Below are 13,404 nucleotides of genomic sequence, written 5' to 3'. Positions count from 1 at the left end.
CATTGACTCCTCACGTCAACCATGGGCGATGCGCTTCTGCTCCTCCACGTACCGGCGCAGGATCTCCCCGGTGCGACCCCACGACCGGGTGCGCGGCTTGAACACCAGGTTCCACGCCATGTGCATAGGCATGAGGATGGGCACGCGGGCGAGGAAGCGGCCGATACGCCCCTTCTTGAGCTCGGTCCACTTGTTCATGCGGGCGACGAAGATCCCCAGCCAGCCCCGGGTGGCGAGCTGCCAGAGGTTCTGGCGGGTCTGCTTGAAAAAGTTGAGCAGCACCTCGGAATCCTCGATCCGCCCCCGCTCCAGGCACTGGCGGGTGAACTCCTCGTCGAACAGGGTGGAGGGGGCCTTGGGCACGTAGCCCTGGTCTTCCATCCAGTGCTGGATGGCCTTCATCACCCCTTCCGGCCGCACGTCCTTCGGGCAGATGTTGGTGCACTTGTTGCACGACACGCACTGCCAGATGATGTCCTTGTCCTTGAGCAGCTCGTCCTTGAGGCCCAGGCGGACCAGGTAGATCCAGTAGCGGGGGTTAAAGTCGATGTTGATGGCGTACATGGTGCAGGAATTGGTGCAGGACCCGCACTGCCAGCAGCGATGCACGTTTTCGCCGCCCCCGTACGCCTGGATGGTCTTCTCGAAGTCCTCGTCGTAGTCGGTGAGGGTGCGCGGCAGGATCATGGTGTTCCAGTGCCCGGAAACGTCCACCCCGTCCACCACCAGCTTATCCGCCTGGAGCACCTGCTCCGGCGCGAGCAACGTCTTCTCGTGTATCGGCATGGGTTTGCCTGCTCCTCGCTTCAGCTCCGCTGGCCGGTTGCGGCCTTTTTCACCCGCGTCCGGCCGTCGAGGCAGTCGATGCCCAGCAGCTTCTTCAACTGCTCCCCCGGCTGGGCGCCACGGCCGAAATCGCCCCCCAGGTTGCCCTCCGCCACCGAGCGTAGGTAGGTCACGTAGGCCTGGGCCAGCACCAGGTCGATCCAGAAATGCACGTCCCGGAACACGCCCTGTTCGGCAATCCGGGCCTTGAGCCAGATGCGGGCGCCTTCGAACGTCTCGGGGCTGGCGTCGAGGGCTAAGCCCCCCGAGGCGTCGCGCTCCCGGACGAACTCCCGCAGCGCGCCACTGCGGGTGGCCGGGTCCCAGACCCAGCGGCTCATGAGGGGATAGCGCACCGGGTCGAGGAAGTGGAGCAGCTCGGCGGCGAAGTCGAAGGCCGCGCGCCGGGCTTTGGCGGCGAGCCGGGCGTCTCCGGTAACGCCCTGGGCCGCCGCCACGAGTTCCGCAGCGAAACGCTCCATCCGCTCCCGCACCCCTCCTGGGCCCTCCAGCAACGCCTGCAGCGCCCCGCGCAGCCACGCCTCCCCGGCCGCGGCGAGCAGGGGATGGATCCGCCTGCGGGCGGTGAACACCGCGCCCAGGAGCCGCTCGGCGTCGGGGAACGCAACGGCCGCATGACGCCCCTCGCCCAAGAGCTCGGCGAAGAGCCGCCGCTTGGCGTCGAGGCGCTCTAGGCAGACCTCGATCCCGCCGCTCGCCTCCAGGCTCACCTGCAGGGCGGCCAGGTGGTGGAGAAACAGCCGTTCGTCCAGAGCGACCGGCAGCTCGGCGGGAACGATCAAATCACGCTCGGGCGCCGGCGGCTCATGCCGCTGCTTTGTGAACCAGAGCATTCAGGTCTCCGACCGCCCTCATGGCCATCGCTAGGCCGTGGGAGACGCAGGTATCGATGTCTTCGGGCCCGAGGGCGGCGCCCCCCACGTAGACGCCACGGCGGGTGCTGCTGAAGGAGCTGGTGTAGTGCTCGCCGCGCTCCAGGAAGCCGTGCTTCTCCAGTCCCACCCCGAACACCCGGGCGATCTCCGGGTTGTCCAGGTTCGGGTCCATGCCGATGGCGTGGACCACCAGATCCATGGGAATCACGATGGGGCGCTTGACCAGGGTGTCCTCCCCTTTCACCAGGAGCCGCCCGTCGGGCCCCTGGGTGACCTCGGCAATGCGGGCCTTCACGAACTTGGTCTTAAACTCCTCCTGGGATTTCCAGTAGTACTTGTCCTCGTACAGCCCGAAGGTGCGGATGTCCATGTAGTAGATAAAGACATCCGTCTTGGGAGAGATCTCCTTGATCTCTATCGCCAGGTTGGCGGAGACGGTGCAACAGATCTTGGAGCACCACTCCCGCCCGATCTGTCGGTCGCGGGAACCCACGCACAGCAGGATCGCCACCCGCTCCGGCACCCGCCCGTCGGACGGACAATAGATCTTGCCGGCGGCCACCATCTGTTCCACCTGGGTGGTGGTCACCACGTCCTCGAAGGTGCCGAAGCCCCACTCGGGCTTGTTGATGGAGTCGAAATGGGTGAAGCCGGTGCCGAGGAGGATGGCACCGCACTTGACCGTCTGGCCGTTGGACAGCGTCGCCGTGAAGTCGCCGTGGCTGCCCTCCACCTTCGTCACCCTGGCGCTTTTGTGCACGGTAATCAGCGGGTTCTCCACCACCCGCTTAACCATGCGGCCGATGGCGTCCTTGGCCCATTCCCCGGAAGGGACCAGCTTGGCGTAGCCGGAGAGGATCGGCGCGCCTCCCAGAATGTTCTCCTTCTCCACCAGCACGACCCGCTGGCCCGCCGAAGCCACCGCCGCCGCCGCCGACAACCCGGTGGGGCCCGCCCCCACCACCAGCACAGTTTTTTCCGTCATGCCGCCATGCTCCCAGCGAGTTTCGGGTCGTAGAGGTGCTCGATCCGGCCGGCCTTGACCTCCTGGAGATAGGCCTCGAAATTCTTCTTCGCCTCGGTCCAGGAGATGCCCATTTTCTCCACCAGCTCCTCGCACGGGCTCGCGTGCCACTGGAGCTGCACGATCTTGAAGGGGTCCGCCCCGCAGGCGAGCGCCGCGAACTGGATGTCGGCCATCACCGGGATCTGGAAGTTCTGGCCGTGGGCGCGCCCGATCCACTGGTTCTTGTCCATGGTGGTGATGCAGCCCGTGTCGTTGCCGATCATCACGTCCGCTTTGGCCTCCTCCACCGCCACCCGGATCTTACGGTCCATGGTGAAGGAGCGGGTGAACTCCCGCTCGGAAATGATATGGCGGAAGCCGAAGCCGCAGCAGTCGTACCAGGTGGAGTAATCGATCACCTGGGCGCCGAGGGCCTGGGCGATGGAGGTGCCCACCGCGGTGCGGTTGCCGCCGAGCACCGTCGGGTCGTAGATCGCGTCCTCGTGCACCATCTTGTAGTAGTGACAGGCGGCGTGCATGACCACGCGGATATGCGAGACGTCGATCTTCTGCAGCTCGGAGGCGATGCGGTTGCGCATCACGTGCACCCATTCCGAGTAGTGGACGATCTCCTCCGGGATCACGAGCTTGCCGTCCACCAGCCGCCCGAGCTTGGCGAGGATCTTTTTCACCCGCTCCCGCAGCTCGGCGGATTCGAGCAGGTACTTGCGGATCTCCTTGTAGTTGCCGAAGGAGGTCCCGCAGTGGACAAGCGGATAAAAGTGGCCGGCGCCGTAGCCGTGCTGCTTGCCGGAGACGTAGGCCTGGTGAAAGTTTCGCAGGAACACGGCGGCGAGCGACTCCACGTTGCCGATGCCCGAGCCGTGGTAGTTCCAGGCGGTGCAGGAGGTCTGGTCGGTCTCGTCCAGGTAGTCCCGGCCGGGGACGAAGCCGAGCCGGTTCATGGTCCAGAGCAAGGACGTTGGGTAGCCCGGGATGTTGCCGCACTGGCCGCAGGACTTGTGGTGCCAGAGCTGCACCGTGGGGATCTTCTTGGTCCAGCCGAAGAGCGTCTGCACCTCCACCGGCCGGTGGGCGTCGGTCACGCGGTGAACGATGATCTCGCCGTCCTTCTCCAGCTCCCACAGGTGCTCGCGCACGTCTTCCATGCGCTCGCCCAGGTCGATGGTGCGCCGGTCCACGTGCTTGCGCACCCACTCGGTGGCCTTTTCGGCCTCCTCCTTGGACAGGTTGGTCGGCTGGAAAAACGAGCCGTGGCCGGCGATGCCGCTGCCGTCGGAGGGAAGGGAAAACGGGTTGCTCATGGTCGCATCTCCTTTAAGGTGTGCGGCGGCTCAGTCCTGCTCCTGTTCCTCGAGCCACTCTTCGTATTCCTCTTTCTTCTCGTCGATGAAGTCCTCGATCACGTCGTACAGGTTCTCGTCCATCGTTTCCAGGGACTTGAGGACGCCGGTCATCTCCCAGATGGTGTACATCTCGATCGAGGTCTTGAGGGAGACCTCCCAGGCCGTTTCGGTGGTCTGGAGGGTCTTCATGGGGATCGCCTTGCGCAGGGTCTTCAGGTCCCCTTCCACCTTCTGGATGTTGGGGCCCCAGTCGGGAAAGTGGTCCGGCTGGATCATGTCCGGCGAGAGCTGGTTGCCGGTGGTGATGAGCTTGAGCATCACCCGCCCGAAGGGGCGCAGCACGTCTTTCGCCGACTGCATCCCGTGCTTGATGGCCACCTCCCGCATGATGGCCACGAGGCCCCCGGGGGAATTCTTGAACGGGCAACGCGCGGCGCAGGTCATGCACTGGGCGCAGGCCCAGATCTTCTCCTGCATCGCGTCGTAGATCTGCTCCACGTTCTCGGTCCACAGGAGCTGGACGATCTCCCGGGGGCTGTAATCGTAGAACTGGGCCGAGGGACAGGTGGCGGTGCAGATGCCGCAGTTGAGGCAGCCGTTGAGCTCGTGGTCGTAGCGGAAATCGCTACGGATGTCGTCGAAAATCTCCTGCATCTCGGCGTAGGTCGCCATCGATGCCTCCTCACCAGAAGGACGGATGACCGTCCTGAATGAGATGGATTATTAGAAGCTGCTAATGTTCCAATATTAAGCCAGCCCGCAGCCGGTTACAACCCCTCGAATCGATCGAATTTCCTTATGATCGAATCAGGGAGTGCCCGGGCTAAGCCGAAGACGCTCCCGCATCCCGAACCGCTCGTGGCGCCCCGTCCCGATCCTCAGATGAACAGGCACACATCCGACTCCCCCGCGAATTCGAAAAAGGTGGCGGCTCCCCCGTACTCGATGCCGTCAATGAAGTCGTCGTGGCTGAAGCCGAAGAGATCCACCGTCATTTCGCAGCCGATGAAGGTCACCCCCGCTTCCAGGCACAGCTCCCGCAGCTCCGGAATCGGAGCCACCCCTTTCTGCCGGATGGTCTGTTTCATGAGGACGCTCGCCAGGGATTCGAAGCCGGGAACCAGGGCCTGCACGGCGTTGGGGATCTTCCAGTTGATGCTGCGAAACCACTTGGGGCCGAAAGGCATCTTCATGGGCATCGCCGGGTTGCCCAGGGGGCTCACCTTGAGGTCCGACAGATCTTTACGCAGCAACTGCAGGCCGTAGAAGGTGAAGAACATCTTCACCTCGTAGCCCAGAGCAGCGCCGGTGGACGCGAGAATGAAGGGCGGATAAGCCCAGTCGAGGGTGCCCTTGGTGGCGATCAACGCCAGCTTCTTCGCTTCGTCCATCGAATCCTCCTCCCGCCCGGCCCGTCGAGTCCGGTGGTGTGCGCCGGCAATCGGCTATTTCTTCTTGAGCCAGAAATGGAATTCGCCGTTGACTTCGGCGGAGTTCAACAGCTCGTTCCCGGTTTGCTTGGAAAACGCCTGGAAGTCCTTCACCGAGCCCGGATCGGTGGCCACAATCTTGAGGACCTGCCCGGACTGCATGTCAGCCAGGGATTTTTTGGTGCGCAGGATGGGCAGTGGGCAGTTGAGGCCGCGGGCATCCAGTTCCTTGTCGAAATTCATGGTGTCTCCTTCCGGATGATCGAACAACAGGTGCAATCTCCTCGAACGCGCGCCGGATCCACCGGGCTCAGATCGACCGTGCCACGGCTTGGCCCGAGCGCAACCATTCGAGTATCCCACCTTTCAGATTATACGGACTCGCGAACCCCTGGGCGGCGAGGTAAGCGCACGCCTGGGCCGAGCGGACCCCCGACCGGCAATAGACGACCGTAACTGCGCCCGGGTCCAGTTCCCCAACCCGGCGGGGCAGCAGGTGCAACGGGATGTGTATCGCCCCCTCGATCATGCCCCGCGCCACTTCCTCCTCTGTGCGCACGTCCAGGACCTGGATTGGGCCTTGAGCCGCCAACGCGGCCAGCCCTTGGCTGTCGATCTGCCGGATCCTATGCATCGGTTCCATAATCCAAGATATTAGGAAATTCTAATACGTCTTCCGTTCGGCAGCAAGGTGGAGCCTATGCCGCCATCCCCTAAGAAACTACTTGATAATAAAGATTTTGCGGGTGATTGGCCTGGGCGAAGAAAAACCAGCGCTCAGCCACCAGGCCCAGGTATTGAAGGGCGAAGGCGGCCGCCAGCAGGGAAAAAGAGAACGCCTGCTTGCCCGCGGCCAGCGCGTAGAGGCCTGCGGCCAGGAGGATCAGCGGAACGGGGAAAGCGAGCACCAGGAACGCCCACTTGACATGTCTGAGGACCGCCGGGGGCTTCCCGTGGAAAAACTCCCGGGTGTTGAAGGAGCCCCCCATGAACCCCTGGGACTTCTGCACGATGCGGCTGTGGCGGACGCCGATGGCGGTTTGCAGGGACGATTTGGGCCTCAAGCGGGCGTTGCGCACCAGGGTGGCGCTCCGGGTGAGGAAGGCGGCGAAGGTGAGGGCGATGGCCCAGGCGCCGAGAAAGGGGACGTTGGTCTCCCCATGCCAAGCAGCCCAGGCCGTGGCCAAGGTGAACCCGGAGGCGGAGCCGAGGAGCAGGTAGTTCACCACCGTGAGGGGCGAGTGCCATTCCTGGAGGAACTTGATGCACGCGTAGATCATCCCCGTGCACACGAAAAGCGCCACGGAGACGATCACCGCCGCGGCCCCGAGAACCGCCATGCCGGGCCAGCCGAGCCACTTGCCCAGGCTCCACAGGCAGACGAGGGTCATGAACAAGGGCAGCACGATGACCTCTCGGGATAGCCAGGAGGTGCGCCACATGGCGGCCGAGCGCCACGCCCGCTCGGGATGCCCCAGGTGGAAAAAGGAAGCGAGGAGCCCCGCGGCAAGAAGCACGAGGGCGATGAGCCCGCCCAGGGCGTGGAAAGACGCGTCGTCCATGGGCGGGAGCCTTCCGAGCCGAGCCCCCAGATCCACCAGATAGAGGGCCATGTACAACCCCTGGCCAGCGCCGATCAAGGTCGTCAGGAAAATGACGGAAAAAGCGGGATGCATGGATTCGATTTCTTACCTATCGGAGGCGCCCCGGCCCGCCAGCTCATGGCGCCGGCGGAATCGGACGAAGGCGCAGGGCTCGGGTCTTACCAGCTCGTCACATCGTCCAGGGAGGGTTCCTTCAGGGCGGGCTTGGGCAGCTTGCCGTCGATCTTGAGAGGGTTGTCGGCCCGCTGCAGGTCCTCGGCCCGGATCTCCAGCCGGGTCTTGCGCCGCGGGAGATAGTGGTTCGCCGGGTGGGTGCCCCACTCCGGCATCAACGTGTAGCCAGCGTTTTCCCGGATCGCCCTGGACACCTCCGATTCGGGGTCATGAACGTCGCCGAACAGCCGCGCGTTGGTGGGGCAGGCCAGCACGCAGGCGGGCTTGCGCTCCGAGGGCGGAAGCCGCTCGTCGTAGATGCGGTCCACGCACAGGGTGCACTTCTTCATCACCTTCTGGTGCTCGTCCAGCTCCCGCACGCCGTAGGGGCAGGCCCAGGAGCAGTACTTGCAGCCGATGCACTTGTCGTAGTCCACCAGCACGATGCCGTCTTCCGCCCGCTTGTAGCTGGCCCCGGTGGGACACACCGGTACGCAGGGTGGATCCTCGCAATGCAGGCAGGACTTGGGGAAATGCACGGTCTCGGTGTGGGGGTACTCCCCCACCTCGAAGGTCTGCACCCGGTTGAAGAAGCAGCCGGTCGGGTCGGCCTCGTAGGGCCGGTCATCCGACAGGTAGCCGGCCTGACCCGAGGTATTCCACTCTTTGCAGCTGGTGACGCAGGCGTGACAGCCCACGCACACGTTGAGATCGATGACCAGGGCAAGCTGCGTCATGAAAAATGCTCCTTCACTTCCACTCTCCCCTCCCCGCCACGAACGCCAGCCAGCGGGGCCGCGCCGGGGCGGTCCCAGGCGCCGGCGGCACCGGGTCGAACTGGGGCCAGACCTCTTTGGGCTCGTCCGCGGCGGCCTTGTAGATGCGCACCCGCACGTCGTACCAGCCGGCCTGGCCGGTCACCGGGTCGGAATTGGACACTCGCCCGCCTTCCGCATCGGGCAGCTCCTCGGTGATCAGGGGGTTGAGCAGGAATCCCTTGCGGAATTCGTTGGCGTCGGGGGCCAGATGCCAGGCCGCGGCCGCCTTGCCGATGGCGTTCCAGGTCCACACGGTACCGGGCTCCACCGCCTCGCTGAAGCGGCACATGCAGCGCACCCGACCCCATGGGCTCTCCACCCAGATCCAATCCCCGTCCTCAATGCCCTGGGCGCGGGCGGTGCGCGGGTTGACGAAAAGATAGTTGTGGGTATGGATCTGCCGCAGCCAGGCGTTCTGGGAATCCCAGGAGTGGTACATGGCCATGGGCCGCTGGGTGACGGCGTTGAGCGGATATCGCTGGGTATCCGTGACCCGGGCTTCCAGCGGCTCGTAGTAGAAGGGCAGGGGATCGAAGTAGGTTTCGATGCGCTTTTTCAGGTGCGCCGGCGGCTTGCGTCCCGGCCACTTGCCCTGGGCCGCCAGGCGGAACTTCTGCAGCACCTCGGAGTACACGTGGATCAGGACCGGCTCCGAGTAGCGGATGATGCGCGCCCGCTGGGCCCATTCCAGGTAGCCCTTGTTCCAGTTGCGCATGTACTGATAGCTCGGCGGCAGCTTGTAGTGGAAGACGCAGTTGTTCTTGGCGTACATCTCCCACTGCCGGGGGTTGGGCTCGCCGCGCATGAACTTCTCGCCTCCCTTGCCCCGCCAGCCGGCGAGGAACCCGATCCCCGAGCCGGGCTCCGTTTCGTAGTTGACGATGAAGTCGGGATAGTCGCGGAACTTGCGCGAGCCGTCAGCGTTCACGAAGGCGGGCAGCTTCAACCGGCTCGCCAGCTCGATCAGCACCTCCTGGAACGGCTTGCATTCCCCCTTGGGCGGCACCACCGGGATGCGCACCGCGTCCACCGGCCCATCGAACTCGGAGATGGGCCGGTCCAGCATGGACATCACGTCGTGGCGCTCCAGATAGGTGGTGTCGGGCAGCACCAGGTCGGCGTAGGCCACCATTTCGGACTGGAACGCATCGCACACCACCAGGAACGGGATCTTGTACTCGCCGTTCTCGTCGCGGTCGTTGAGCATCTTACGCACCTCCACCGTGTTCATGGTGGAGTTCCAGGCCATGTTGGCCATGAAGATGAGCAGCGTGTCGATGGGGTAAGGATCGCCGCGCCAGGCGTTGGTAATGACGTTGTGCATGAGCCCATGCACCGACAAGGGGTACTCCCAGGAGAAGCCCTTGTCGATGCGCACCGGCGAGCCGTCGGGGTTGACGAACAGATCGTCGGGGTCGGCGGGCCAGCCGAGGGCCATGCCGTCCAGGGGTTTCCCGGGCTGCACCGCCTCCGGCCCGGTGGGGGTCTTTGCACAGGGGGGAATGGGCCGCGGAAACGGCGCCTTGTGGCGGAATCCGCCGGGGCGGTCGATGGTGCCGAGCAGGGTCATCAGGATGCCCAGGGCCCGGATGGTGTGGAAGCCGTTGGAATGGGCGGCCAGCCCCCGCATGGCGTGGAACGCCACCGGGTTGCCGGTCACCGACTCGTGTTCCCGGTTCCAGCTATCGGTCCAGGGGATGGGCAGCTCGATCTTCTCGTCCCGGGCGGTGATTCCCATCTCGTAAGCAAGGCGCCGGATGGTGGCGGCGGGCACGCCGGTGATGCCTTCCGCCCACTCCGGCGTATACGGCCGCATCCGCTCCTCCAGGAGCTGGAACGCGGGCTTGACCGGCGTGCCGTCGGAAAGCCGGAAGCTGCCGAGCAGGTACGGGTCCGCGCCCTCGGTGTGCGTCAGCACGGCCTTGTTGGTGAAGCGGTCCCACCACAGCTTGTTCTGGGGATCGATGCACCCCGCGTAGTCCACGTCGTCCTCGTCCACGCGGACGAACAGCCCGTGCTTGTCGGAGGCCTCATCCACGTTCACCAGTTGCGCCGCGTTGGTGTAGCGGGTGAGAAACTCCCGGTCGTAGAGCCCCTGGGCGACGATCTCGTGGATGATGGCCAGCAGCAGCGCCCCGTCGGTGCCGGGCCTCACGGGTACCCACTCGTCGGCGATGGCGGAATAGCCGGTGCGCACGGGATTGATGGAGATGAAGCGGCCGCCGGAACGCTTGAACTTGGAGATGGCGATCTTCAGGGGATTGGAGTGATGGTCCTCCGCCGTGCCGATCATGACGAAGAGCCTGGCCCGCTCCAGGTCCGGCCCGCCGAACTCCCAGAACGAGCCGCCGATGGTGTAGATCAAGCCCGCCGCCATGTTCACCGAGCAGAAACCGCCGTGGGCGGCGTAGTTGGGGGTGCCGAACTGCTTGGCGAAGAGGCCCGTCAGCGCCTGCATCTGGTCGCGGCCGGTGAACAGGGCGAACTTCTTGGGGTCCGTCTCCCGGATTTTCCGCAGCCGCTCCTCCAGGATGGAGAAGGCCTCCTCCCAGGTGATGGGCTCGAACTGGCCGCTGCCCCGCTCAGCGCCGCTTTTGCGCAGGAGGGGGCGGGTGAGCCGGGCCGGGGAGTACTGCTTCATGATGCCGGAGGACCCCTTGGCGCAGATCACGCCCTTATTCAGGGGATGGGCCGGGTTGCCCTCGATGTAGCGCACTTCCCCGTTCACCACGTGCACGCGGATGCCGCAGCGGCAAGCGCACATGTAGCAGGTGGTGGTCTTCACCTCCCGGACCGGCTCGTTGGAATGTTCGGAGAGAACTGCGCTCATGGAGCAATCGAGGTGGCTCGAGGCCTTGGCAGAAAGGGCGCTATTGTGCAAAACAAAATCGTTCTCAGCAAAAGAATTGTTTTTATGGGCCTTCCCCTCCTCCTTTATGGGGAAAATCGATTGAGGTGGCGGGCCTGCCGTGATAAATTAGAATTTCCTAATGTACGGAGGCCGCCGTGGATAAGAGCCACTTCAAGGAGGATACCCGCTATACGGTGACTTGGCGCGACCCCGCCACCGGCAAGGTTCGGCCGGCGAACTTTCACGTCTTGCGCACCTACGAGCAGTTCATGATCGTCCGCGAGACCTCGGGTGGGGGGCTGCTGCGCAAGCTTCCCTACGAGGACATCGAGCGGATCGTCCAGGAGGTGCCCGTGGACTCGGCGCACCGGTATAAAGTCCCGGCCGCGCTCCTGGACGAGAAGCTGTGGCGGGACCGGACCCTAATAGAACACTATTTCAGCTCCCCGGCGCTGGGGAAGTGAGCGACGCATCCCCCTTTCCGAGCATCCTGAGTCTTTTTTTGGTCCGCTGAAGACCCAGCTTCCTGCCCTTCGTGGGGACGGGAACGGAAGTTTTGGAGAAGCGCTGCGCCGCACTTGTAACCCATCCCCCTCCCGGCCTCCCCTTTTAAGTGGGAGGATGACATGGGCATGTCAAAGGAGCGGAATTTGGCGCTCGGCGAGGAGTTGGGAGAGCCGCACGTTGGCCATGGCCAGCCGGTCCACCAGGATGCCCAGGAAGGCGCAGTTGAACTTCTGGCGGCAGGCCTCCGAGGCGTTGTTCAACATTTCGGCGCCGATTTCCACCACCGTCACCTCGGTGAGCGTGGTCACCGTGGCCGAGCGGGTGAACGCCCGCCGGGCGAGATAGGCCATCTCCCCGAAGCAGTCCCCCGCCTTCAACACGTTGAGCAGCTTTCCATCCACGGTGACGCTCACTTCGCCCGAGGTGAGGACGTAGAACGAGCTGCCGGTGTCACCCTCGCGGATCAGGGCGGTGCCCTGGGGATAGCGATGCCAGGAGGTAATGCGCACCACCTCCCACAGCTCCACGTCCGTGAACTCCCGGAAGAACTCGAGGGAGCGCAGGGCGTTGAACTTTTCGGTGTCCGAGATTTCCTGCACCGAGCCCTTCACCAGCTCGTGGACGTTCACCAGGTCCCGGGCGAACTGCTCCCAGGTCTGGTAGCGCGCCTCCAGGTCCTTGGCCATGGCCTTGAGCACGACGGCGTCCAGGGCCGGAGGGATCTCCGGCCGCATCGTGCTCGGCTTGGGCGGCTCGGCGTTCAGGATCTGGTAGATCATGCTCACGTTGGTGCTGGCGTTGAAGGGGAGCCGTCCCGTGAGCGCCTTGTACATCACCACGCCCAGGGAGTAGATGTCGGTCTGGTGGGTGAGGGGGTGTTCCTTGATCTGCTGGGGCGACATGTAGGCGGGCGAGCCCACGGCGCTGATCTGGGTGGTATGCAGGGTGTCTGCCGTGATGGCCGCTCCGAAGTCCGAGATCTTGATGTCCGTGCCGCCGGGAAGCAGGATGTTGGCCGGCTTGATGTCCCGGTGGATCACGCCGTGGCGCTGGGCGTAGTCCAGGGCCTTGCAACACTTGTAGATGATCTCGATCACGTCGGAGAGGGGCAGCAGATTGTCCACCTCGCAGAACCGCTCCAGGGTGGATCCCGGCACGTACTCCATGACGATGTAGCTCTGCTCCTCCTCCACCACCGCGTCGATGATCTCGACGATGTGGGGGTGCTTGAGCTTGCCCGCGAGGGAGGCCTCGATCAGGAACAGCTTGCGGTAAAGCTTGCCCTTGGCCTTGTCCTTGAGCGCCTCGGGATAGATCAGCTTGATCGCCACCTGCCGCTGGGTGAAGGGGTCGAGGCCCAGGTAGACGGCGCTGGTGGCGCCGCTGCCGATCTTGCGCACCACCTGGTATTTGCCGATCCTGTCCATCGCCGGCCCCCCGCGCGAGAAAGTCGAAAAGAGGGGCTTCAGCCCCCGACCCAATGGCCCGACTTGCCGCCCTGCTTCTCCAGCAGCCGGATCGCCTCCAGCCGCATGCCCCGGTCCACCGCCTTGCACATGTCGTAGACCGTGAGCAGGGCGACGCTCACCGCGGTGAGCGCCTCCATTTCCACGCCCGTGCGCCCCACGGTCTCGGCGGTCACCTGGCAGTCGATGGCGCTGCGCTTCTCGTCGGCGACGAACTCCACCTGGATACGGGTGAGGGCCACGGGATGGCACAGGGGGATCAGCTCCGCCGTGCGCTTGGACGCCTGGATCCCGGCGATGCGGGCCACTCCCAGCACGTCGCCCTTTTTGGCCCCGCCCTCGAGGATGAGCTTCAGCGTATCCGGGCGCATGCAGATCGACCCCGCCGCCCGCGCCACCCGGCGGGTTTCCGCCTTCTCCCCCACATCCACCATGTGGGCCTGGCCGCTCGCGTCGAAATGGGTCAGTCCCTGTGTCATGA

Annotated in this window: 14 protein-coding genes; 1 reads left to right on the top strand and 13 read right to left on the bottom strand. The window is 64.6% G+C overall.

Annotated elements, in window-relative coordinates:
- Window positions 1–15 precede the first annotated feature (15 nt).
- The 11 genes from ACTFO6_RS00230 to ACTFO6_RS00180 form a co-directional block, all read right to left on the bottom strand.
- Window positions 16–786, bottom strand: a complete 771-nt coding sequence (locus ACTFO6_RS00230) for a 4Fe-4S dicluster domain-containing protein (RefSeq protein ID WP_439932451.1) — start codon at window positions 784–786, stop codon at window positions 16–18.
- A 20-nt stretch (window positions 787–806) separates the two neighbouring features.
- The gene (locus ACTFO6_RS00225) at window positions 807–1,679 is read right to left on the bottom strand and encodes a hypothetical protein (protein WP_439932450.1); all 873 of its coding nucleotides are present in this window, start codon (window positions 1,677–1,679) and stop codon (window positions 807–809) included.
- Window positions 1,651–2,706 (bottom strand): FAD-dependent oxidoreductase, encoded by a 1,056-nt coding sequence (locus ACTFO6_RS00220; RefSeq protein ID WP_439932449.1) that lies wholly within the window; start codon window positions 2,704–2,706, stop codon window positions 1,651–1,653. Before ACTFO6_RS00220 ends, ACTFO6_RS00225 begins: the two co-directional genes overlap by 29 nt.
- Complete coding sequence (locus ACTFO6_RS00215) at window positions 2,703–4,052, bottom strand: heterodisulfide reductase-related iron-sulfur binding cluster (protein WP_439932448.1); 1,350 nt, start codon at window positions 4,050–4,052, stop codon at window positions 2,703–2,705. The genes ACTFO6_RS00220 and ACTFO6_RS00215 overlap by 4 nt, the downstream gene beginning before the upstream one ends.
- A gap of 30 nt (window positions 4,053–4,082) precedes the next feature.
- Window positions 4,083–4,748 (bottom strand): 4Fe-4S dicluster domain-containing protein, encoded by a 666-nt coding sequence (locus ACTFO6_RS00210; protein ID WP_333839209.1) that lies wholly within the window; start codon window positions 4,746–4,748, stop codon window positions 4,083–4,085.
- Window positions 4,749–4,972: 224 nt separating this feature from the next.
- Window positions 4,973–5,485 (bottom strand): sulfur carrier protein DsrE2, encoded by a 513-nt coding sequence (gene dsrE2 / locus ACTFO6_RS00205; RefSeq protein WP_439932447.1) that lies wholly within the window; start codon window positions 5,483–5,485, stop codon window positions 4,973–4,975.
- 54 nt (window positions 5,486–5,539) lie between these two features.
- Window positions 5,540–5,767, bottom strand: a complete 228-nt coding sequence (locus ACTFO6_RS00200; protein ID WP_439932446.1) for a sulfurtransferase TusA family protein — start codon at window positions 5,765–5,767, stop codon at window positions 5,540–5,542.
- A 67-nt stretch (window positions 5,768–5,834) separates the two neighbouring features.
- The gene (locus ACTFO6_RS00195; protein WP_439932445.1) at window positions 5,835–6,158 is read right to left on the bottom strand and encodes a rhodanese-like domain-containing protein; all 324 of its coding nucleotides are present in this window, start codon (window positions 6,156–6,158) and stop codon (window positions 5,835–5,837) included.
- 79 nt (window positions 6,159–6,237) lie between these two features.
- Window positions 6,238–7,200, bottom strand: a complete 963-nt coding sequence (locus tag ACTFO6_RS00190; RefSeq protein ID WP_439932444.1) for a dimethyl sulfoxide reductase anchor subunit family protein — start codon at window positions 7,198–7,200, stop codon at window positions 6,238–6,240.
- An 86-nt stretch (window positions 7,201–7,286) separates the two neighbouring features.
- Window positions 7,287–8,018, bottom strand: coding sequence for a 4Fe-4S dicluster domain-containing protein (locus tag ACTFO6_RS00185; RefSeq protein ID WP_439932443.1), 732 nt, complete (start codon window positions 8,016–8,018; stop codon window positions 7,287–7,289).
- A 13-nt stretch (window positions 8,019–8,031) separates the two neighbouring features.
- The gene (locus ACTFO6_RS00180) at window positions 8,032–10,929 is read right to left on the bottom strand and encodes a molybdopterin-dependent oxidoreductase (protein WP_439932442.1); all 2,898 of its coding nucleotides are present in this window, start codon (window positions 10,927–10,929) and stop codon (window positions 8,032–8,034) included.
- 176 nt (window positions 10,930–11,105) lie between these two features.
- Between ACTFO6_RS00180 and ACTFO6_RS00175 the strand changes: the two genes are divergently transcribed.
- Window positions 11,106–11,414 carry a hypothetical protein gene (locus ACTFO6_RS00175; protein WP_439932441.1) on the top strand — a complete coding sequence of 103 codons (309 nt, stop codon included), beginning with the start codon at window positions 11,106–11,108 and terminating at the stop codon, window positions 11,412–11,414.
- A 171-nt stretch (window positions 11,415–11,585) separates the two neighbouring features.
- Here the strand turns inward: ACTFO6_RS00175 and ACTFO6_RS00170 are convergent, their stop codons facing one another.
- A complete protein-coding gene (locus ACTFO6_RS00170; RefSeq protein WP_439932440.1) occupies window positions 11,586–12,884 on the bottom strand; it encodes a protein kinase domain-containing protein in 1,299 nt (432 codons plus the stop codon).
- Between the two features lie 38 nt (window positions 12,885–12,922).
- A complete protein-coding gene (gene moaC, locus ACTFO6_RS00165; RefSeq protein WP_439932439.1) occupies window positions 12,923–13,402 on the bottom strand; it encodes a cyclic pyranopterin monophosphate synthase MoaC in 480 nt (159 codons plus the stop codon).
- Between the last annotated feature and the right edge of the window lie 2 nt (window positions 13,403–13,404).

Source organism: Pelomicrobium sp. G1 (assembly GCF_051905455.1).
Taxonomy (GTDB): domain Bacteria; phylum Pseudomonadota; class Gammaproteobacteria; order Burkholderiales; family UBA6910; genus Pelomicrobium.
The sequence above is the reverse complement of the archived record's forward strand: the minus strand, read 5'-3'. Positions and strand labels throughout refer to the sequence as shown.